The sequence below is a fragment of the Virgibacillus oceani genome, from assembly GCF_041521345.1.
Taxonomy (GTDB): domain Bacteria; phylum Bacillota; class Bacilli; order Bacillales; family Amphibacillaceae; genus Virgibacillus_N; species Virgibacillus_N oceani_A.
The window spans coordinates 1-22438 of the sequence record NZ_JBGOHB010000051.1 but is presented as its reverse complement, the minus strand read 5'-3'; the positions used below and the strand labels follow the sequence as shown (position 1 = coordinate 22438).

Annotated in this window: 21 protein-coding genes and 1 pseudogene; 16 read left to right on the top strand and 6 right to left on the bottom strand. The window is 41.4% G+C overall.

Translation table 11 applies throughout. The annotated features are described in order from the left end of the window. The first annotated feature begins 365 nt into the window (after window positions 1-365). Entirely contained in the window at window positions 366-1781 is a 1416-nt protein-coding gene (locus tag ACDX78_RS22400; protein WP_486030958.1) for a dipeptidase, read from the top strand. 119 nt (window positions 1782-1900) lie between these two features. On the opposite strand, the gene ACDX78_RS22395 is transcribed toward ACDX78_RS22400, so the two are convergent. Further along, a complete protein-coding gene (locus ACDX78_RS22395; RefSeq protein ID WP_486030956.1) occupies window positions 1901-2779 on the bottom strand; it encodes an NAD(P)-dependent oxidoreductase in 879 nt (292 codons plus the stop codon). 283 nt (window positions 2780-3062) lie between these two features. On the opposite strand from ACDX78_RS22395, the gene ACDX78_RS22390 reads away from it, so the two are divergent. Continuing rightward, entirely contained in the window at window positions 3063-3743 is a 681-nt protein-coding gene (locus ACDX78_RS22390) for a TraR/DksA C4-type zinc finger protein (RefSeq protein ID WP_486030954.1), read from the top strand. A 234-nt stretch (window positions 3744-3977) separates the two neighbouring features. Continuing rightward, entirely contained in the window at window positions 3978-5381 is a 1404-nt protein-coding gene (locus ACDX78_RS22385; RefSeq protein WP_486030953.1) for a sodium/glutamate symporter, read from the top strand. Window positions 5382-5527: 146 nt separating this feature from the next. Here ACDX78_RS22385 and ACDX78_RS22380 read toward each other — a convergent pair whose 3' ends face one another. Beyond that, window positions 5528-6868: a S1C family serine protease gene (locus ACDX78_RS22380; RefSeq protein ID WP_486030951.1), complete on the bottom strand. Its 1341-nt coding sequence runs from the start codon at window positions 6866-6868 to the stop codon at window positions 5528-5530. A 267-nt stretch (window positions 6869-7135) separates the two neighbouring features. Between ACDX78_RS22380 and ACDX78_RS22375 the strand changes: the two genes are divergently transcribed. The 5 genes from ACDX78_RS22375 to ACDX78_RS22355 all read left to right on the top strand — a co-directional run bounded on the left by ACDX78_RS22375 (window position 7136) and on the right by ACDX78_RS22355 (window position 13465). After that, window positions 7136-7828 carry a response regulator transcription factor gene (locus tag ACDX78_RS22375; RefSeq protein WP_486030949.1) on the top strand — a complete coding sequence of 231 codons (693 nt, stop codon included), beginning with the start codon at window positions 7136-7138 and terminating at the stop codon, window positions 7826-7828. After that, on the top strand, window positions 7825-9156 hold the full coding sequence (locus ACDX78_RS22370) for a sensor histidine kinase (RefSeq protein WP_486030947.1): 1332 nt from the start codon (window positions 7825-7827) through the stop codon (window positions 9154-9156). Before ACDX78_RS22375 ends, ACDX78_RS22370 begins: the two co-directional genes overlap by 4 nt. A 120-nt stretch (window positions 9157-9276) precedes the next feature. Continuing rightward, window positions 9277-11106, top strand: a complete 1830-nt coding sequence (gene typA, locus ACDX78_RS22365; protein ID WP_486030945.1) for a translational GTPase TypA — start codon at window positions 9277-9279, stop codon at window positions 11104-11106. 956 nt (window positions 11107-12062) lie between these two features. Further along, window positions 12063-13166 carry a PQQ-dependent sugar dehydrogenase gene (locus ACDX78_RS22360; RefSeq protein ID WP_486030943.1) on the top strand — a complete coding sequence of 368 codons (1104 nt, stop codon included), beginning with the start codon at window positions 12063-12065 and terminating at the stop codon, window positions 13164-13166. A gap of 17 nt (window positions 13167-13183) precedes the next feature. Continuing rightward, on the top strand, window positions 13184-13465 hold the full coding sequence (locus ACDX78_RS22355) for a YkvA family protein (protein WP_486030941.1): 282 nt from the start codon (window positions 13184-13186) through the stop codon (window positions 13463-13465). A 38-nt stretch (window positions 13466-13503) separates the two neighbouring features. Here the strand turns inward: ACDX78_RS22355 and ACDX78_RS22350 are convergent, their stop codons facing one another. Next, a complete protein-coding gene (locus ACDX78_RS22350) occupies window positions 13504-14358 on the bottom strand; it encodes a dimethylarginine dimethylaminohydrolase family protein (RefSeq protein WP_486030960.1) in 855 nt (284 codons plus the stop codon). A 163-nt stretch (window positions 14359-14521) separates the two neighbouring features. Here ACDX78_RS22350 and ACDX78_RS22345 point away from each other — a divergent pair, with 163 nt between their 5' ends. Continuing rightward, the gene (locus tag ACDX78_RS22345) at window positions 14522-15253 is read left to right on the top strand and encodes a YqcI/YcgG family protein (protein WP_486030940.1); all 732 of its coding nucleotides are present in this window, start codon (window positions 14522-14524) and stop codon (window positions 15251-15253) included. 10 nt (window positions 15254-15263) lie between these two features. On the opposite strand, the gene ACDX78_RS22340 is transcribed toward ACDX78_RS22345, so the two are convergent. After that, the gene (locus tag ACDX78_RS22340) at window positions 15264-15458 is read right to left on the bottom strand and encodes a hypothetical protein (protein ID WP_486030938.1); all 195 of its coding nucleotides are present in this window, start codon (window positions 15456-15458) and stop codon (window positions 15264-15266) included. Window positions 15459-16042: 584 nt separating this feature from the next. Continuing rightward, window positions 16043-16201 carry a YfhE family protein gene (locus ACDX78_RS22335; RefSeq protein ID WP_486030936.1) on the bottom strand — a complete coding sequence of 53 codons (159 nt, stop codon included), beginning with the start codon at window positions 16199-16201 and terminating at the stop codon, window positions 16043-16045. A 208-nt stretch (window positions 16202-16409) separates the two neighbouring features. Here ACDX78_RS22335 and ACDX78_RS22330 point away from each other — a divergent pair, with 208 nt between their 5' ends. From ACDX78_RS22330 to ACDX78_RS22300, 7 genes and pseudogenes are all read left to right on the top strand, one after another. Then, on the top strand, window positions 16410-17570 hold the full coding sequence (locus ACDX78_RS22330) for a thiolase family protein (protein WP_486030934.1): 1161 nt from the start codon (window positions 16410-16412) through the stop codon (window positions 17568-17570). Window positions 17571-17572: 2 nt separating this feature from the next. Next, window positions 17573-18343: an SDR family NAD(P)-dependent oxidoreductase gene (locus tag ACDX78_RS22325; protein WP_486030932.1), complete on the top strand. Its 771-nt coding sequence runs from the start codon at window positions 17573-17575 to the stop codon at window positions 18341-18343. A 12-nt stretch (window positions 18344-18355) separates the two neighbouring features. Next, a pseudogene (locus tag ACDX78_RS22320) lies at window positions 18356-19506 on the top strand (acyl-CoA dehydrogenase family protein). 250 nt (window positions 19507-19756) lie between these two features. Continuing rightward, on the top strand, window positions 19757-20572 hold the full coding sequence (locus tag ACDX78_RS22315; protein WP_486030930.1) for a DUF368 domain-containing protein: 816 nt from the start codon (window positions 19757-19759) through the stop codon (window positions 20570-20572). Window positions 20573-20637: 65 nt separating this feature from the next. After that, window positions 20638-20958: a thioredoxin family protein gene (locus tag ACDX78_RS22310; RefSeq protein WP_486030928.1), complete on the top strand. Its 321-nt coding sequence runs from the start codon at window positions 20638-20640 to the stop codon at window positions 20956-20958. A 129-nt stretch (window positions 20959-21087) separates the two neighbouring features. Further along, window positions 21088-21564: a ribonuclease domain-containing protein gene (locus ACDX78_RS22305; RefSeq protein ID WP_486030926.1), complete on the top strand. Its 477-nt coding sequence runs from the start codon at window positions 21088-21090 to the stop codon at window positions 21562-21564. A 1-nt stretch (window position 21565) separates the two neighbouring features. Continuing rightward, the gene (locus ACDX78_RS22300) at window positions 21566-21835 is read left to right on the top strand and encodes a barstar family protein (protein ID WP_486030924.1); all 270 of its coding nucleotides are present in this window, start codon (window positions 21566-21568) and stop codon (window positions 21833-21835) included. 191 nt (window positions 21836-22026) lie between these two features. Here ACDX78_RS22300 and ACDX78_RS22295 read toward each other — a convergent pair whose 3' ends face one another. Then, entirely contained in the window at window positions 22027-22257 is a 231-nt protein-coding gene (locus ACDX78_RS22295) for a LysR substrate-binding domain-containing protein (protein ID WP_486030922.1), read from the bottom strand. Window positions 22258-22438 lie beyond the last annotated feature (181 nt).

The following is a 22438-nucleotide window of genomic DNA, read 5'->3' as shown; positions in this document are numbered from 1 at the left end:
CCGTATAAAGTGGTGGGATTTCTTTTTCAAAATAAAAAATAGACTTCTGAACCAAAGAAAATACTTTTTTTATGGATTGGGATTGTAAATTAAAATAAAAACCTTAGTTTTTGGGTGCTAACCATATAAATATGATATAAATTGCTTACATATAAAAGGCTTTTGATAAAGTGTTGAAATATCATGATTTCAAGTTTTAGGGTGAAATTTATATATTTTTGGCCCAAGTTAAAAGATGTTAGTTTGATAAAAAACCTCCTTTATACCCTTTGTTATCAAGAATAAAAAACAATACATTTGTCTTATTGTTTTTTCCGGCATGGATAGTAGAATAGCGTTTAACACGATTAAGAGGAGGAAATTTTATGCAAAAAAGGTTTCTATTTTTACTATTTGTCGTTTTCTTCTTATGCTTTAGCTCCATTTCGGCTCTTGCTAAGCCTACACCCGGACAGGATGCAGATTTAATTCATTCAAATGCCACAGTAGTCGACGGTCATATTGACACCATGATGCATATTATTGATGATGATACATGGCTGCCTGCAGTCGATATTGGTGAAGATACGTCGCTGCATGTAGACATACCAAAGCTTCAATCCGGTGGTTTAAATGCTCCTTTTTTTGCAGCTTATACTTCGGGCTATTATGATAATAATCCACGCAGTATAAGCAGGACATTGGCCTTAATCAATGCGTTGTATTGGACAGAAGAACAAAATTCGGACGACCTGACAATTACTTCTACTACAAAAGAAATCAGACAAGCAGTTAGAGATAATAAAATCGCAGCTGTTCCAACAATAGAAGGTGCCTATTCCATGGAAGAAGATAATGCGATTGGTTTGCTTCATCAATATAATGATCTCGGGATTAAAGCGATTGGCTTTAACTGGAACTATTCAAACGCGCTCGGTGAAGGTGCTGATCGGGTATATGGGGATCCTGACAGAACACCGTCAGAAGGTGGTTTGACAGATTTAGGTGCTGAAGTCGCTCTTGAAATGAATAAATTGGGGATAGTAATTGATGTATCGCATATGTCGAGAAACACCTTTTGGGATGTGATGGATGTTGCTGAAGCACCTGTCATTGCCTCTCATTCTGGTGTAAATGCTTTAAAGGATCACCAGCGTAATCTTACAGATGAACAGTTATTGGCATTAAAGGAAAATAACGGTGTGATCAACATCGTGTTTTACCCGGTATTTTTAACAGACAACCCACAAGGTTATGTGGAGGATGTTGTTGACCATATTGATTATGCTGTTAATCTAATCGGTATTAATCATGTAGGACTGGGGTCAGACTTTGATGGCGCATCCATGCCTGCCGATCTACAGGATGCCTCGCAGTTGCCTAAGATTACGGAAGAATTAGTAAAAAGGGGTTATTCCAACTCCGAAATTGAAAAGATACTCGGCAAAAACATGCTGCGTGTCATGCAGGAAGCTGAAAGACTTGCGGAAAATGACCCATCAAAACGTGGCGTGAGCCCGGAAGTCATGCCAGCTTTTGAAATGGGTGAAATCATTGAAACAAGCACGCCGCTTTTGACAGCCGAAATTGCAACTGAAAGAGGGCCGGCTTTAGATGAAGACAGCTTAAAAGTGATCGTAGATGGGATAGAATACGAGCCTGATTATATTAGAGAAACGTCTGCCATATCATTGCAGTTGACAGAGGAGTTGGAGGAGCGTTTTCATGCAGTAACTTTTGAAGCTGCCAATAGAGCTGGGAAAGTGACAAGAGAAACAAGAATCTTTTATCTGAACGACTAATGATATCAGGAGTTAAATAGGAGCAGGATGAATGTTCCTGCTCCTGTTTATTGCCCTGCAAAATGAACTTGATTTCCTTATTTTATATGGGGAAACATTAATTTTTTAAATATAGTGAACTATTCCTTCTCAAAAAGCTTAATCAGTGCCTGGGTTCCGCTGTCATTTTCCCCTTTTTCAGCAAGCTCTTTATAAAGCTCCAATGATAACGCCAGTCCTGGCGTGGATAATCCCATTTCCTGTGCAGATTCCAAGGCAATTGTCATATCTTTAATAAAATGTTTTACATAAAATCCCGGAGCGTAGTCTCCTTGGATCATTCGGGGAGCCAGGTTGGATAATGACCAGCTTCCGGCAGCACCTGTTGTAATGCTGTCAAGTACACGTACCGGGTCCAGCCCGGCTTTTTTGGCATACACAATCGCTTCACTTACGCCAATCATGTTGGAAGCAATGGTAATCTGATTAGCCAATTTTGTATGCTGGCCAGCACCTGCTTCTCCTTGTAGCATAATATTTTCTCCCATAATGTTGAAAACAGGAGAAAGCACATCAAAATGCTCCTTCTCACCGCCGATCATGATTGCGAGCTTGCCATTTTTAGCTCCGATATCCCCGCCGGAAACAGGTGCATCCATGGCGTAGAGCCCTCTTGTTTTAGCTTCGTTATAAATTTTCTCAGCTAAAACTGGTTTTGATGTAGTCATGTCCACAATATAAGTACCGGGTTTTGCATTCTCCAGAATGCCATTTTCGCCAAAATAAACATATTCCACATCATTAGGGTAGCCAACCATCGTTATGATAACATCGGCAGACTGGGAAAGTTCTGCAACTGTATTTTTCCACGCAGCACCTTGCTTTATTAGTTCTTCGGCTTTTTCTTTTGTACGTGTGTAAACGGCAATAGGGAATCCTGCTTCCTGCAAATTGACTGCCATGCTTTTTCCCATTACACCCGTACCGATAAAACCTATTGTTGATTCTTTTGTCAGCATCCAATCATCTCCTTTTTCTGTGCTTAGCAAAATTATGAAGTTTAGTGCAGTATAAGAATTGCCACGTTGAGCGTGCATTTCAACTTTTGTTCCTTATAGTATTATTTCGACAAATTACTCCGAATTCCTTTTTTCCTTTGGTGGATAAAGTTTAATTTTCGCAAATTTGGTGAATCAAGCTATTATAGGCTTCCACATATTAACACGTTCCGTAAAGAATGTCTTTTTATTTTTCCGTGCATAGTATAGATACATAATTAAAGTAAATGGAGGATGATCTAAAGTGATCACCAGCGCGGAAATAACTCAATGTAAAGCTGCACTACTGGAGAGACAGACAGAGTTGATCAATCATGTGCAGGATCATTTCGGTACATCGCTCGAACTGGCAAAAGAATCTGTGAGCGAGCTATCTAATTATGATAATCATCCCGGTGACATGGGCACCGAATTATATGAAAGAGAAAAAGACATTGCTTTAAATGAACATGCTGAAACAGAACTTGAAGAAATAAATAAAGCATTACATGCAATAGAGGAAGGGACGTATGGAATCTGCAAAATATGTGGAGCCGATATCCCTTTTGAACGGCTGCAAGCAGTACCTGAAGCAGATCGTTGTATGGAGCATGCAAAAGAAACTACGTTTGATGAAAATCGCACGGTCGAAGAAGATGTGTTCAGTCCAAATATAAATCCAAACGAGGTGAAAGAGGAAGAACAGACGGCATACGATGCTGAAGATAGCTGGCAGGAGGTCAGTCGTTATGGGACTTCGGAGACTCCCTCGGATTTTTACGGTGATCATGATAACTATGATGAAATGTATCCTAACCATGAGGAAGATACCGGTGCTGCAGAAAATATAGAGGAATTTTTATCTTCAGATATAGACGGTAAATTCAGCGGTGTAGGACCTTATCATGAAAAGTATGAAGAAGATGACGATAACTGGGAAACCTGATGAAAAACCTCACCAATTTATTAGAGAAACGCTCTCTGGTACGAAAGATTGCTAAAAGCTACAGTTGCCTACCAGAGATGCACTCTCTGATACATACGAAAGATCCTTCCCCAAGAGTCGCTTACCAGACAATCGTTTATTTCTATTATACACATTACAAAATATAATCAGAAAAAGTTTTAACTACTCCTGGAAGTGTAATAGTACTATGTTACATATTCTGGGAGGTATTGCATGGAGATGTCACCTGAACTAGTCGGTTTTAGTATTATTATCATTGGTATCTTGCTGTTAGTTGGAAAATGGATCAGAATCTTTACTCCTTTCCTGCAGAATTTTTTCATCCCAAGTTCCATGCTTGGCGGTATAATTGCCCTGTTACTTGGTCCCGAGGTTCTGGGAGCTTTTGGAATAAATGTATTCGACAACGGGGGATTATTTCCTGCAGCAATGACTGAAGTCTGGTCCGTGCTTCCTGAACTACTCATTAGTGTCATTTTTGCTTCACTATTTCTGGGACAAACGATACCAGGCATAAAGGAAATATGGAAAATCTCAGGGCCGCAAATCACCTTTGCCCACTTCATTTCCTGGGGGCTATACGTCGTAGGCATCACCCTGACGCTGTTTGTGCTGACACCCTTTTTTAACATGAATCCGGCAACGGGAGCCTTGCTTGAAATAAGTTTTGTAGGCGGTCATGGTACAGCTGCTGGGCTGTCAGGCACTTTTGAAAGCCTAGGTTTTGAAGAAGGCAGGGATCTCGCTGTTGGACTAGCCACTGTGGGGGTGCTGTCTGTTGTATTTATAGGCATGGCGCTCATTAACTGGGGAGCCAGGAAAGGAAAAACAGAAGTGCTTCAAAAGCCTGAAGACATATCAGAAGAACAGAAAAAAGGGTTAATTGCAAAAGAAGACCAGCAGGAAGAGCCTGCGGGTCATCAGACTACAAAATCCGAGTTTATCGAAACCTTTACTGTACATCTTGCCTACATTGGCTTAGCCATATTAATTGGATTTTTAATCCTTGAAGGGCTGATCCTTATTGAAGAAGCATTCTGGATTGACGATATTGAATTGTTTGCGCATCTCCCATTGTTCCCGCTCGCTATGGTTGGAGCTGTCATTGTTCAGGTTTTTATGGGTAAGGCTGTAAAACATCAGATGCTTGACCGCGGCATTATCAACAGAATACAGGGGCTTGCACTCGATATTCTCATCGTTTCAGCGATTGCCACTTTGTCCATTGCTGTCATAGCAGATTATCTTGTGCCATTTATTCTCATGTCTGTTGCAGCGGTTAGCTGGAACCTGTTTGCTTTTTTTGTTCTGGCTCCGAGGATGATGCCGGATTATTGGCTTGAAAGGGCAATTGGTGATCTTGGCCAGGCAATGGGGATGAGTGCGGCAGGTCTGCTTCTCATTAAACTGGCTGACCCGGAAGACAAAAGCCCGGCAAAAGATGGTTTCAGTTATAAACAGCTGATGCTGGATCTTATTGTTGGCGGCGGTTTGATGACTGCGGCCTCAGTACCATTGATTATTGCTTTTGGACCGGTTCTTGTGTTAATTGCAGCTGCTGTGATCATGACTGGCTGGCTCTTGCTTGGCCTTTTTTACTTTGGGAAAAAGGGATAAATTCAAGAGGGAGAAGCATTGCTGGCACGGAAAATGTGCTTATATGCAAAGAAATCGATGGATTAAGAACCATCGATTTCTTGCTGCAAAAGGGTTTCGGGGACAAGGGGTCCCATCTATATAAATTATTAGGAGGTTATATAAATTTACATTTCCGTGGATTCGTCTTCTGCTTGTAATGTTAACTCCGCTGTTTCGAGATTACCCTCACGGTAAAATTCAATTTCCACTGTTTCTCCAATGGAAGTATCTGAGTATAGGAATTGACGTAATTCCAAAATGGATGTAACTTCCTGGCCGTTGATTTTTGTGATGACATCAAATTGCTGAAGTCCTGCATTATCTGCAGCTGAACCGCTCAACACATCTGCAACAACCATACCGCCTTCTACTTCTTCCGGTAATGCAATTTCATGATGATATTGTGGTGGAACCTGATTTAATGAAGCAGTAGTGATCCCGATAATTGGCCGTTCAATCTCATCGCTCGATTCAAGTTGTTCCATGACAGGTATTGCTGCATCTATCGGAATGGCAAAACCAATGCCTTCCACTTCCTGCCGGGCAACTTTCATGGAATTAATGCCAATCACTTCCCCTTCTGCATTCACTAATGCGCCGCCACTGTTTCCCGGATTGATGGCAGCATCTGTCTGGATGACTTCTGTAATCCAATCCGGATTGCCATCCCCATTAGTATCCACTGGTACGGAACGGTCTAATCCGCTGACAATCCCTCTTGTTAGTGTATTGTTAAAATTCATTCCCAGCGGATTACCGATAGCAACGACCGTTTCCCCTATTCTTAAATCATCAGAAGCCCCTAGGCTTGCCACAGTGTCAATGTTTTTCCCGTCCATTTCCAGAACGGCTAAATCGGTAAGCGGGTCGGTTCCAAGCACTTTGGCAGGAATCCGCTCTTCATCCGGCATTACGATTTCCACTTCCTCAGCCCCGTCAACAACATGCTGGTTTGTTACAACGTATGCTGTATCTCCTTCTTTTTTATAAATGATTCCGGAGCCAGCACCAGCTTCTTCACTTTGTTCCCAAATACTACGCTGCTGCAGATTCGCAACACCAACTATTGCTCTTGAAGCATCTTCTATACTGGATGAAATTTCCTTGTCTTCACCACCAATTGTTTGAACAACTTCCGGCTGGTTATCTTCTTCTGCTGCTGTAAGGCTCTGTGATGTCTCCTGTGTCGGGATTGCACCATTCATTATAAATATTATAATGATTGCTGCTGAGACCACTCCGCCGGTGATTCCGCTTACCAGGACGTATAGCCATGTTTTATTTTTCGAGGGAGGTTCCTTCTTTGATCTGTTATGTTGTATGTCTTCTTCATTTAAATTTGAATCGGATGAATCATGGATCATTTCTTCTACACTCTTCATATAGTTAGTTTCTTTTGTTTCTTTATGTTCTTCCTGCTCATTTTTAGATTCAAATGGTTGATTTTTATTTTGATCATCTGCCATTAAATCACCTCTTTAACGTAATTAGTAAAAAAGGGGGTACAGAGAGCTTACTTCAAGCAAGGGGGTAGGGGGGGACTTGAAGCAACTCTGTTCTTATTATCTGTACAATTCTTATTATATATAGCAATTATGGATTACATTTGGGATAAATGTGGTGAAAATGTGTAAAAAAATTTTTAAGAGAAACATAAAAGAATAAAATGTTGTTTGTATACTGCTGTATGTGCAAAAATAGAGATAGTACATGATGGGAAAAGGTGATCTTAAATGAATTACCATATCGGAGTGGTGGAAGACGATGCTAATATCCAAAATATTGTTTCCGCTTATTTAAAAAAAGAAGGATTTGCCGTAACGATTTCAGGGTCTGCTGAAAATGCATGGCGTGTTTGGGAGTCTGAAAAAATTGATATGTGGATCCTTGACATTATGCTCCCGGGAATGGATGGCTATGAATTTTGCAAAAAAATTCGAAATGAAAGCGAAGTCCCTATTATTATTATTTCGGCAAAGGATGATGAAATAGATAAAATTCTCGGATTGGAATTGGGCGGAGATGATTATTTAACAAAACCGTTTAGTCCACGAGAATTAGTAGCTCGGATGAAACGCCTATTTAAACGTTCCAGTCTGAAAACACAGGAGCCGGAAATAGCAGGGGAAAGGGTGAAAGCTGGACATCTTGAAATAGATAAAAAAGAGCGACGGATTTTTTTCAAAAGTGAGGAGAAGGAAGTAACGACCAAAGAGTTTGATTTGCTATTATTGCTAGCAGAAAATGTCAACAGGGCCTTTTCCCGTGAAGAGTTATTAATAAAGATATGGGGCGATAATTATTTTGGGAGTGACCGTGCTGTTGATGATCTCGTTAAACGGATCCGGAAAAAAATTGGTCAATTAAATCTCGAGACGGTTTGGGGATACGGATACCGTCTAAGAATAGAAGAGGATCGCAAATGAAGCTCCAATCTCAGCTGAATGCTGCATTCACCGCATTGCTGCTTGTTGTAATGGCTGTAACCGGATATTTTATTTATTCGCTTTTAATGGATCTTTTAATTCAGGATGAACAAAGACAATTGAGGCAGAGCGGGGAAATTTTAGTCGAAGTACTCGATGACCGATTTGGACCGAGAACGGATATTCAGCAGTTCGGCAGTTTTTTGGAGGATCAGGACCTGCAGCTGTTTTTATATGACCGGAATGAGGATGCTGTATTCTTTTCAACGATGCCACCTGAAGTGGTGAATGGTTTCTTTCAAAATAATAATTTTGCAGACAGCTCAGAGCCTGTGTGGGATTACGGAAACGCAAAATTTGTGAACTCAAGGATTCTGGTCTATCCGGAAGCAACAGGGCTGGAACTCATTTTATTGACGCCGATGAATGATTTACATGTGGTACAGCAGAACTTCATCTTTAGACTGCTTATCGTTTTTATCATCGGGGCTATAGCTGCTGTGTTGCTCAGTTATTTTCTAACAAATAAATTAGTGACACCGCTAAGCCGTTTGCAAAAACAAGTCAAGAAGATAGAAAACAGGCAATTTGAAGACCTCGAGCGGGTGCAGGCAACAGGGGAAATCAAAGAGGTGGAGCAGAGTGTTTATGAGATGGCAAAAGAATTGCAGCGTTACATGAATTCACAGCAGTCATTCTTCCAGAATGCCAGTCATGAATTGAAGACGCCTTTAATGACCATCCAGGGTTACGCGGAAGGAATTAAAGAAGGCGTTTTTGATAAAGAAGAGGAGGAAAAAGGGCTTGATGTGATGGTAACCGAGGTGAAAAGGCTGAAAACAATCATCAATGAAATGATCCTGCTGGCCAAGCTGGACAGCGAACCTAGTGTGTACCAGCCAGAAGAGATAGAAGTTTCCTATTTGGTAGAAAAAGTAGTTGACCGAGCCCTGCCGCTAACGAATGAAAATGAAATCGAACTCAAGTATAATGTGGGGGACAATATCCGAATTACCGCGGATGAAGAAAAAATGCTGCGTGCGCTGTTAAATTTAACCTTTAATGCAATTCGCCATGCGAGGTCGAAAATAAAACTGTCCGTATACCAGGAAAAAGAAACGACCAGGATAATAATAGAGGATGACGGAGCTGGTGTATCGGAAAACTTAATCCCACATCTTTTCCACCGATTTGTAAAAGGGAAAAAAGGTGATACAGGGCTGGGGCTTGCTATTGCCCGAGCGATTATTGAGCAATCGAATGGTAAAATTACAGTAGGTGAGTCGGAAGCGCTTGGCGGGGCAAAGTTTGAAATTAAATTTGAATAAAATTTCATCTGTATGATTGGTGAATCCAATCTTTTTGATTACTAACACCATATCAAGGGAACTTTATGTTATAATATAATGGTTTTATTCATTCGGTAATAATAGAGGAGCGTACTTTTTATGCAATTAAGAGAAGGTATTCGTAACATCGCGATTATTGCACACGTGGATCATGGGAAAACAACCCTGGTCGATCAGTTGCTGAAATATTCTGGAACCTTTCGTGAACATGAGCAGGTGGAAGACCGTGCCATGGATTCCGGTGACATTGAAAGGGAACGTGGAATTACGATTTTGGCGAAAAATACAGCGATAAAATATAACGATACAGCGATAAATATATTGGACACCCCAGGACACGCGGATTTTGGCGGAGAAGTGGAACGGATTATGAAAATGGTGGATGGCGTGGCTTTAGTAGTGGATGCCTTTGAGGGGACGATGCCGCAGACCCGCTTTGTTTTAAAGAAAGCACTGGAGCAGAAGCTGACACCAATGGTGGTCTTAAACAAAATAGACCGGCCAAATGCCCGTCCCAATGAAGTAGTTGATGAAGTGCTTGATTTATTTATCGAGCTTGGTGCAGATGATGAGCAGCTGGAATTTCCGGTTGTTTATGCTTCTGCTATAAATGGAACTTCCGGATTTGAAGCGGAAATGCAGAAAGAAACAATGGATCCGATTTTCCAGACGATTTTGGAGCATATTCCTGCTCCTGTGGATAGCCAGGAGGACCCATTACAATTTCAGGTAACCCTTCTTGATTATAATGATTATGTTGGGAGAATTGGAATTGGCCGCGTGGTGCGCGGTACAATGGCTGTTGGCCAGCAGGCTGCTGTAATGAAGAAGGATGGAACAAAAAAACCTTTCCGTATTACGAAATTATTCGGTTTCAGTGGCTTGAAGCGGATGGAAATTAAAGAAGCAAAAGCCGGTGATATTGTTGCAATTTCCGGTATCGATGACCTTAATATAGGCGAAACCATCAGTGATCCGGAACATGCGGATGCTTTGCCGTGGCTGCGTATTGATGAGCCGACTCTGCAAATGACTTTTCTCGTGAATAACAGCCCATTTGCCGGCCGTGAAGGGAAGTATATTACATCTCGCAAAATTGAAGAACGTTTAATGAAACAACTGGAAACCGATGTCAGCTTGCGGGTAGATCCAACAGATTCTCCGGATGTCTGGACTGTTTCCGGACGCGGGGAGCTGCATCTTTCCATTTTGATTGAAAATATGCGAAGAGAGGGCTATGAGCTGCAATTATCTAAGCCGCAAGTAATTATAAAAGAAATCGATGGCGAAAAATGTGAGCCGATGGAACATGTGCAGATAGACGTTCCAGAAGACTATACAGGCCCTGTGATGGAATCACTTGGTTCCCGCAAAGGGGAAATGCTGGATATGGTAAACCAGGGAAATGGACAGGTTCGTCTGGAATTCAAGGTTCCCTCCCGAGGGTTAATCGGTTATACCACAGAGTTCATGTCACAAACACATGGCTATGGTATTATCAATCACACGTTTGATGCATATGAGCCAGTTGTGAAAGGTCATATTGGCGGCAGAAAGCAGGGAGTTTTAGTAGCTTTGGAAAATGGAAAAACTTCCACTTATGGCATCATGCAATTAGAGGATCGCGGCGTAATTTTTGTTGACCCGGGTACAGAAATATATGCTGGGATGATCGTAGGTGAGCATAATCGGGATAACGATTTAACGGTTAATATTACAAAAGAAAAACATTTAACCAATATCCGTTCAGCAAACAAGGATCAAACCTCTACAATCAGAAAAACACGTGATATGTCATTAGAAGAAGCACTGGAATTTTTGAATGATGATGAGTATTGTGAGGTAACGCCGGAATCGATTCGATTGCGGAAAAAACTGCTGAATAAAAGCGAACGTGAAAAAGCTGCAAAGAAAGCAAAATTAGGATAGGATTTAAACTCGCTTGACGAATACTGTTCGGAAAGCGGGTGTTTTTTTACCTCATTTTACTTTTTGTATTCAGTGTCATACCATAGTGCACACAATGTGCTTTTTATTTTTGATTTTGCAGCCAATGAAATACCATGGGCGATTTCACTGCAGTTAATAGGTTTATGTCTGTGAGTTTACCTTTTCTCCTCAAGAAAAATATATTTTAGTCCATAATTAAGAATCCTTAAAATAATATTCATGCGTGTTTTCTTAAAATTTAAGGCTGTTTTCTTAACGATTTGAGCAACGCTTACCGTCCGGGGTCGCTTCGGGGGGCGCTTTCCGCGGGCACGGCCTCAGCCTCGGGCTAACAGGATGTTAGTCATGAAGGTGTTGCGACAGGACGTCGCGACTTTAGCCTTCCATCCACTCGACCACTCTGCGGGGTCTTCGGACTCGTGCTGGGACTGCGATTACTCGCCCCACCGAAAAGATTTGTTCCCGCAGGAGTCGCCCCCCTACGCTCACCCGGACTAGTGACAGCAATGAAACTGTTTTGACCGATTGCAATAGTAGTAGAAAAAGAAACCATACTAGCGGAGGAAAAACACGGAGACTCCTGCGGGAAAAAAGGCATCGGTGAGACCCCACAGTGCGACAAATGAAGGCCGACTAAAACCGCCCTTTGCGGGCAACGTCGGCATACCCCTTGTCGGGGCAAGGAGGCTCACCAGCCGCCCTGTATTTCCGGAGCGATATTGATGCTCCAACATCATTTAAAGTTACTTTGCAGTTACTATCAACTACGAACAATAAAAGCAATAAAGCTTACGAAAACAGCTTCTTTAAAGTCAACCTTTATTTTTAGGTAAACTCAAAGTTTATGTCGTCTGAAGTGTCGGGAATAAGAAAATTAAAAACATCGAAGTTCATAGGAGGTTTATGTTATTCGATATATTTCATTTATTTCACTCTTGATATTCATTTTATTCATTACTGCCTGTGCAGCAAATGATGCAGAAGAACCTGCTGAAGAGGAAATTTCAGAGAATGAGGAGATAAAAGGTACGGAAGAGGAAGAAGGTGCAGAAGGTAGTTCTGAAACAAGGAATGAACGGACGGTCATAGCAGAAAACCTGGAAGAACCTTGGGAGATTCAATTGCATGAGGATACTTTTTATATCAGCGAGCGGACCGGCAGCATAGTTACAATTCAGGACGAGGAAGAGGAGCGTAAACCGGTAGAACTTGATCAAAGCCTGTCAAATCATCCAGAAGCGGGACTTTTAGGTATTGAATTACCGGAGGATTTCAATGAAAAGCGTACCGCATTTGCCTATTATTCCTATGAGGAAGCAGGTGAATATTTTCAGCGGGTAGTTACAGTGGAAGAAACAGAAGATGCTTGGATAGAGACCGAGATTCTACTTGATGAAATCCCGGGTGGTCAGGTTCATCAGGGAGGGAGGATTCAATTAGGACCGGACGATAGATTGTATATTACGACTGGTGATGCGGCTGATCCGGAACTGGCACAGGATCTGGGTAGTCTGGCCGGAAAAATCCTGCGTATGGAACAAGATGGTTCCATTTCAGACGATAACCCGTTTGATGATTCTTATGTTTATTCCTATGGACACCGTAACCCGCAAGGTCTGGCATGGACACCTGATGGAGAACTGTATGCTACAGAGCATGGTGCAGAAGCACTTGATGAAATGAATCACATAAAAGCTGGCAATAATTACGGCTGGCCGGTAATCGAAGGAAATGAAGAAGAGGATGGGATGGAAACGCCAATTCTTCATTCTGGAAATGACACTTGGGCACCTTCAGGCATGGCTTTTACAGATGGTCAATTTTATTTTGCCTCATTGCGCGGGGAAAGTGTGCGCCAATTTGATCCTGTGGAAGAAACAGTGGAAGTGATCGTCTCAGATGTGGGAAGAATCAGGGATGTGCTTCCTGCAGAGGATGGAATATACTTTATCACAAATAATACAGATGGAAGGGGTAACCCAGATGAAGCGGATGACCGGCTGATTTTTGAACCCCTGTCCACAAACCAAACACAGTAATAAGAGGCGGTAGTGAAATGATGCGCTTTTTAAGAAGAATTCGATTTCTGTTTAAAATTCATAAGTCGGTACCTTTTATAAAGGATTTCTTTTTAACTTCCGAAATAAAAACGGCAACGAAGCTATTTTTCGTGGCGATTATGTTAGGTTACTTTGTTTTTCCATTTGATCTGATCCCGGATTTCCTGGTTGTGATCGGTTTAGTTGATGATGTTGTGATAGCCTTTTTAATCCTTCAGCAAATGGTGAAAATCGCACCTGCCTCACTTAGAGATAAGTATAATTTTAAATTTAAGTAATAAAAGGTGCCTGTCTCCAAATGGATTCAGGCACCTATTTATCCTCGCAATAAAGGTAATGTACAGCACCTGAAAGAACCACCGGATTTAATGATTTCTGAAAATTCAACCTCTATCACTTCAAAACCTGCTTCATGCAGTTTGTGATTCAGCCTTTTATTTTCAGGTAAGCTGATCACCGTTTTATTTCCAATACTTAAGACATTCGGCCCCATATTAAACTGTTCTTCATTGGTTACCTCTATTAAGTGATATTGGCACTGCATCAAATGATAAGATGCTTCATCAATTGCTGGAGGATAAATAATTGCCGTATCCCTGCCGATGATATTAAAAGCGCAATCCAGATGCAGCATATTTTTTTCCAATTGGACTGTTTTTATTGTATGTTCAGGGAATTCCTTTTCCAAACTGCAAATTGCCTGAAAAGAGGTTCTTTGGCTGCAGCCAATCCAAAGTGTATCTTCGTCAACAACTACATCTCCACCTTCAATACCGGAGAAACAAAGCTTGAAGTCCATGCCGCGCTCCTCTAGCCAGTCCTTGAAAATATCAACCTCAGTTTGACGGATGTTCTTTGCCATTGTGGAAATAAAAAGCTTGTTCTTAATAACAAAACCAATATCCCGTGTAAAAATTTGTTCCGGCAGATTTTTCTTTACCGGCAGTTCGATGACTTCTATCCCTTCATGCCGTAAAACATGGATGAAATTGCTGTGCTGCCTGAGTGCTTCAGACCGATCAATGTTTTCTTTCATGTAATATTTTTGTGTTTCATTGATAGCTTCTTCAATCTGCATGTACAGTGGTGCTGCAGTAATCACTTTTTTTATCGGAGCGTATTCATTTTTACAAGAATAGTTTTTATTGATTCCTATAGCTGCACTTTTCATTTTTCTCAACACAGGTGACTTCCTGTGCCTCCTCCTTTCATAATGAACATTTCTTTTTTTATACCCTTTTTTAAATGGGAAAACACCTATTTAATAAGTCTGTTTTAGTTTGTTTGCTGCCGGGTATAGTTGGATGAAGGTAAAGTCATAAAGGAGGATCTTTGTGGAACGGACAGCTAGCTATTTATTGACAAAAGACACTTTTGAAAATCACCCCGAATCCTTGCCCAAGTGGGTAAATGATGAATATAGAAATTTTGAAGCGATAGTAACCAACCCGACTTTCCCGTGCTATTTTGGCATGTCGGGTCAACAGCGCGGGGAGTTGAGATACGGTTATATCACGCATGATGACTGGTCTGGTCTACTGCGGGCGTTAGAGGAATTTAATTCGCTTTTTTATCATCAGGAAAAGTTAGTCAGGCATGGATTTTTTCTATTTGTAGAACCAGAAAATGAGGAGCGGTCACTGGAATATTACAGGGATTATTTTTGGGAGATCCTGCAGTATTTACATCATCATGACAGGCATCCGTGGCCGGAAGGGTATCCGAAAGACCCGAATCATTATTTATGGAATTTTTCCTTTGCTGGAGAGCCTTACTTCGCCTTTGGCAACGCACCAGCATATAAACAGAGAAAAACAAGAGACTTGGGAAATAGCTTAGTGATCGGATTTCAGCCACGGCGTATTTTTGAAAAGTTGGAGGGTACTTCGAAGGGCGGTGCCATGTCCCGGGAAAAGGTAAGAAAAAGAGTAGAGAAATGGGATAAGCTGCCAAAGCATCCGAATATAAGTCATTACGGTGATGTGGATCACCGGGAATGGAAGCAATATTTTATCGGAGATGATGCTGAGCCAATAGAAGGGAAATGTCCATTTCACCCAGAATAAAGAGACTGTATTATAGTCTCTTTTCTTTTACATTTTTTTCTTTTTTTTCATTTGGAATATATTTGGTGTAATAGGCTGCGAATAACAGGAAAATAAAAGACAAGCCCCAGGAAATGATTCCATTCCATTGGAAGTCTATCCGCAAGCCAACAACCAACACAATTGCACTCATACTGAGGAATAAAGCAGTAAGATATCGTTTCACGTAAGTCACCCCAAAACAAGATGAAGTTTTATCAAGCAATACATCGTAGAGGAAAAACGGCGTTAAGGCTTTCACCTTGAAAGACGATAAGCCAAGTTTTCTAATAATTTATGCATAAAAGCGTAAAAACGTTTATCAAAATTTGCGCTATTTTATATAACATGTGCACGTCGCTGCAAGGAAATACAGTTTAGTACTATTTTATCACTTTTAACGAAAGGATGCTTGGGAAAGATTCTTTATTAATATTATTTTAAGGCAGGGAGAAATCAAAATAGTTTCTACATAGAATGACGAATGAGCAGCAGAAAATGTTTCACCTTTATCATTAGAAACCTGGGCTTACCGTTGAAAGGATGCTTGAAAGCGTACTTTTCTTTCTTAGAAGCCCTTATGCAGTGAAGTGCAAATCTTAATGGCGGAAGCCTTCGTCTGCGATGTGTCACTCCCGCAGCATTTCTTGTGCACTTATGCATGTAAGAAAGTTTTATACTTTCTTACATGCCAAAAAACACCTCACAATAGTAAGGTGTTAAGCAAAAATCAAGCGGGGATTTTCTTGCGCGCATGCTATTCCTATATATTTAGTTGATCAGTTTAGGATTTTCATTTTTTGCTTCTTTTACCCATTCTCTTCGATATCCTGAAGCGATGTCTGCAAGTTTAAACTCTTTTGCATAACGTACTTCCTGGGCATCTGTAAGCTGTTTATTCTTTGTTGGCTGGTATTGTGTTCTAGCCATCATGATCCTCCTTTGATCTAGTAATCTATTATATGTTTTCCCTTAAATGATGTATTAAAACATGACGCATTATTAAAAAAATGAGATTACTTAAGGTTAAGAGCTTAGGGGTCTAACGCTAAAATATATACTGCCACTTTCATTTAAGGAAAGATCCAGATATAATTGCACTAAACTAACATAAAATTAAAAAAACAGGAGTGGGACTATGCGAGATGTAGTTATTGTGGAAGGGTGCAGGACAGCTGTCGGACGCAGAAAAGGTGCTTTTGCCAATTACCGTCCGGATGAGCTGGCAGCAGAAGTATTGAATGATTTAATGAAGCGGGCGAACTTGGATAAAGAACTTGTGGAAGATGTCATATTGGGCTGTGTTACTCAAAGCAGTGAACAGGGAGGAAATATCGCACGTACTTCTCTCTTGATTGCTGACTTCCCAAAACATGTTCCAGGTGTAACGATTGACCGTCAATGCGGGTCAAGCCAGCAAGCAGTACACTTTGCTGCCCAGGCTATTGCATCAGGCGATATGGATATTGTCGTTGCCGGCGGGGTGGAAAGTATGACACGTGTTCCGATGTTTTCGCAAATGGCGGATACGAAACCTAGTAAAAAATTGACCGAAAAATATGAGATTGTGAATCAGGGAATTTCAGCTGAAAAAATCGCTGATAAATGGGAGTTTTCCAGAGCACAACTGGATGAATATGCTTTAAAGAGTCATGAAAGGGCTTTAAAGGCAATTGATCGGGGAAATTATGAAAAAGAGATAACCCCTGTTTCCGTGCCAAATGAGGATGGGACTTCTACAGTGGTAAAAGTGGATGAAGGCCCACGACAAGATACTACAATAGAGGCTTTAAGCGAATTGAAAACGGTGTTTAAGGATGACGGTAAAATTACAGCTGGAAATGCCAGTCAAATGAGTGACGGGGCAAGTGCGGTGTTACTTATGTCCCGAGAAAAAGCGAATCAGTTGGGGTTAGTGCCAAAAGCAAGAATTGTTGCAAGAAGTGTGGTTGGATCAGACCCCACACTCATGCTGACAGGGCCGATTGCTGCAGCCAAAAAAGTTTTAGAGAAAGCAGGTTTAACCATGGATGATATGGATCGTTATGAAGTGAATGAAGCTTTTGCACCCGTTCCGCTGGCCTGGTCAAAAGAATTAGATGCAGATCCGGAAAAATTAAATGTGAATGGAGGAGCTATCGCGCTTGGTCATCCCTTGGGAGCAACTGGGACAAAACTGATGGTTTCTCTGGTGAATGAATTGGAAAGAAGCGGTGGCAGATACGGCCTGCTGGCAATTTGTGAAGGAATGGGAATGGCTAACGCAACTGTGATCGAAAGGTTATCAGAGGAGAGGTAAATATGCTTTTTAAGGATACAAAAGCGATTGTTACAGGAGGGGCATCCGGACTGGGGGAAGCTACTGTTCGGAACATTGTTTCATCCGGTGGAAAAGCAGTTATTTTCGATTTAAATGAGGAGAAAGCAAATCAAGTAATCACAGAGCTTGGGAATGAAAGTGTTTATTTTTTGGCAACCAACGTAACAAATGCCGAAGAAGTGGAAGCGAATACAAATAAAGCCAAGGCGTTTTTAGGTTCCATCAATATGCTCGTTAACTGTGCAGGCATTGCCACGCCTGGTAAAGTGCTATCCCGTAAAGGCACGATGGAATTAAGTCAATTTGAGAAAGTTGTTCAGGTAAATTTAATTGGCACGTTTAATGTCATCCGGGTTGTGTCTTCTTACATGGCAGATAACGAAGAAAATGAAGAGAAAGAACGCGGGGTTATTATTAATACGGCCTCTGTCGCCGCATTTGAAGGACAGATCGGGCAGGCAGCTTATAGCGCATCCAAAGGTGGGGTAGCTAGTATGACGCTGCCTATCGCCAGGGAGTTTGCAAGTAAGGGGATTAGAGTCATGGTGATTGCCCCTGGGTTGTTTGAAACACCGATGTTTGAAAAGCTGCCGGAGTCTGCAAAAGAGGCATTGGGGAAATCAGTTCCTTTCCCGAACCGATTGGGATTGGCGGGTGAATATGCAAGATTGGTAGAAAGCATTGTGACAAATCCGATGTTAAACGGTGAAGTAATCCGCCTGGATGGTTCGATTCGCATGCAGCCAAAATAATGGGGGTTGGAGATGAGTAGAAAATACCGGTTTGAAACTGAAGAACATGAACTATTCCGTAAATCACTCCGGAAGTTTTTACAGAAGGAGGTAGCACCTTTTTATAGTCAATGGGAAAAGGACCGGATGATCCCGAAAAAATTATGGGGTAATCTGGGAGAAATGGGATTTCTTTGCCCCCAGGTTGAAGAAGAATACGGCGGGCTGAATCTCGATTTCAGTTACTCGGTTATTATTCTGGAAGAATTAGAACGGATTGGAACAAGTTTAATAGGAATAGGCCTGCATTCTGATATTGTTGTGCCCTATATAGCGTCTTATGGAGATGAAGAACAGAAAAAACGCTGGCTTCCCGGCTGTGTTACCGGTAATCACGTTACAGCGGTTGCCATGACAGAGCCCGGAACCGGATCTGATCTGGCAAATATCCAAACAACTGCTATGGAGGACGGCGATCATTACATTGTAAATGGTCAAAAAACCTTTATCACAAACGGGATTCATGCTGATTTGGTATTGGCTGTAGTGAAAACGGATCCAAATGCAGAACCAAAGCACAAAGGGATCAGTCTGTTAGTAATAGAAGAGGGAATGCCCGGTTTTACGAAAGGGCGTAAGCTAGATAAAGCTGGGTTGCACGCACAGGATACCGCAGAATTATATTTTGAGGATTGCCGTGTGCCTAAGGAAAACCTGATCGGCATCGAAGGGAGAGGCTTCCGTTATTTAATGGAAAAACTCCAGCAGGAAAGACTGGTTGTAGCGATAGGCGGCCAGGTAGCTTCCGAAGAAATGGTAAATATGACGGTGGAATATGTGAAGTCTCGGGAAGCATTCGGAAAACCAATAGTGCTTTCCAAAATACACAATTTAAACTGGCTGAGCTGGCTACACAAGTGGAACTTGGTCATGCTTTTTTAGAGTCAGTGATCGAGGATCATATCGCCGGGAAGGATGTTGTCTCGAGGGTGTCCATGGCAAAATATTGGCTGACGGATACTTCAAAAAACATTGCCACGGAGTGTATGCAGCTCCATGGCGGCTATGGGTATATGGAGGAATATGAGATAGCAAGAAGATACCGGGATGTACCAGTAGCGGCTATTTATGCAGGATCGAACGAGATAATGAAAACGATTATCGCCAAGAATATGGGTTTGTAGGGGCGACGGTGCCTGGGACTGCGCTAAATGCTCGCCCCACCGTAAAGATTTGTCACTTCCCGAATTTTGTCGAATTATGGCCTTGCCGTGACTGTATTTAACTTGATTATATAAAGATTTCCCAAATTGTGCTGGACAAACATTTTGGGCATTTTTTATATTATTTTATCGTATAATTTGGTATGATAACTCTGTGATTTATATTGCATGGGACGAGACCCCAGTTTGATACATAAGGAGATTTACAAACATGGAATGGAAAAATATATACCGTGGTTTTGTTATGGGAGCAGTTGAACTGATGCCAGGCATTAGCAGCGGAACGATTGCTGTTGTCTTGGGAATATATGAGAGATTGATCGCAGCAATAAATGGACTTTTCAGCAGAGAATGGAAAAAGCACTTAAGTTTTTTGATACCTTTGGGGGTAGGGATGGTAAGTGTGATTCTTCTATTATCCCGCCTCATTAAATGGTTATCTGAAAACTACCCAGTTCCCACTCAGTTTTTTTTCCTTGGTTTAATTGTAGGGGTGTTGCCTTTCTTATTTAACCAGGTGGACGTTAGAAAAACGTTTCAGTTAAGGCATTATCTTTTGTTAATAGCTGGTGCCGTAGTTGTTGGCTTTATGGGTCTTTTTAATCCTGCGGGAAGTGAAGTTATTACGGAAATGAATTTTTCCACGTATGCATTATTATTTTTTTCAGGTATGCTTGGGAGTGCTGCCATGATTCTGCCCGGGATCAGTGGAGCATTTATTTTTCTGGTAATTGGTGTATATTATACGATTATCGACGCAGTTAATAATTTGCAGTTTGATATTATTTTTGTTACAGGGCTTGGCATTGCGATCGGAATTATTTTGATGAGTAAAATCGTTCATTTCTTCTTACAAAAATACCGTACTGCAGCGTTTGCTCTCATTATCGGATTCGTTATCGGAGCCACGGTTGTTGTATTTCCAGGATGGGCAGAAACTCCCCCCCTTATGATTGCAAGTATCGTGACATTTGCTGCCGGTCTATTTGCTGCTTATATCCTTGGAAGAGTGGAGCATAAAGCGTAAAGCAAAGTAAAAGACAAATACCCTTCCGACGATTACAATAGATTTAGAAAGGAGTGTGCACAAGTATGGAAGCAATAAAAACGGAGGAACAATTTTATGAAATTATCGACAGCCCGGAACCTGTCATTATAAAGTTTTTTGCCGATTGGTGTCCGGACTGCAAGCGTATGGACATGTTTATTGGAGATATACTGGAAGAATTCAATAATCATAAATGGTATGAAGTAAATAGTGATGAAGTAAAAGGTATTGCGGAAAAATATGAAGTGATGGGTATTCCGAGTATATTGATTTTCCAAAATGGGGAAAAGAAGGCTCACCAGCATAGTGCCTATACGAAAACACCGGAATCCGTAACAGAATTTCTTCATCAGCAGTTAGGATAAAGTGACAGGAAAGAGTGGTAACCCCACATTGAACGATTACATTTAGTTTTACTTTAATATAAGACGAAAAGCCCTTGGTAATACCGAATTCGGTTGCCAAGGGCTTTAAAACATCAAAAGGGTGTTGTTATGAAGCGGTTATTTTATGTCCTTGCTTTTTTGTTGGCTGCCATCTTGTTTACCGGGTGCACTGCTGAAGGTCCCGTAGTCGAACAAGAGAACGAGAATAAAGAAGAAAGCATACAAGATGGGGAAATAGATGAAGATGGCTATTATACGGCAAAGGAAGAAGTCGCCATTTACATCCACAATTTTGCTGAGCTTCCAGCTAATTATATAACAAAGGAAGCGGCCTATGACTTAGGATGGGAGCCGAGTGAGGGAAATCTTTGGGAAGTAACGGATCAAAAGAGTATTGGCGGTGATCGATTCGGCAATCGGGAAGGAAATCTTCCGGACGAAGAAGGCAGGCAATATTATGAGGCAGATATTAATTATGAAGGCGGCTACAGACGCCCGGAGCGCATCGTTTATTCAAATGATGGGTTAATCTATTATACTGCCGACCATTATGATACCTTTACTTTATTATATGGAGATGATTAAGATGAGACAAGTTATATTAGATGGGACAAAAATACAGGGAAAGGGCACCGTCCATTCCTATTTAAAAGAACAATTGAACCTGCAAGCATACTATGGGAACAATCTGGATGCACTTTGGGACGCCCTTAGTACGCACGCTGAGCCCTTGGAAATTGAATTCATTCACCATGAACAAATGATGGCGCAGCTTGGGAATTATGGGAAGGCTGTTTTGCAAGTATTTGAAGATGCTGCAGAAGAAAACCGGAAAATATTATTCAGGTTAGTGTAGCAGGTATCCTTCTGCTTGCGTTTTGTAGTTCCTGCCAGATTCTCAAAAGCCTGTATCAAACAGATAGCGGATAAGCTGGCCCTTCGTTACCCGCTTCGAAGGTGTCAATAAACTTTTCCAGTGTCGAGGTTAAATAAGTGTCCTTCCTTCTGATAAATACTGTTTTAATCTTATTGTATTTTTTAGGTAAATTATGGCATCGGATTAACTCCCGAATGGGATACGGCCGTCCTTGGCACAAATGTAATGCCGAGTCCCATGGTAACGCTCCCTAGGATGGTTTCCAATGTGCCAAATTCCATCACTTTTTGCAGTGCTGTTTTTTGATCTTTATACCAGTTTTCCAGCCTTGCACGGTAGCCCCGCCCTTCACTGAAACATAAAAATGGCTCTTCTATCAACCCCAGTCGAGAGTACCCCATCCTCAAGGAACCATGTGAGTAGGGTGGGGGTGAATCGACTTCGGATCAGGGTTAGTTTATGCCAATTCAAATGATCCGACTTCCCGATCAAGAACGTCTGTGCTATAATAAAAAGAACATATATTCTTTGTGGGAGGTGAAGTCTCATCAAAAAGAATCAAACGTTTTATTATAAAACGGA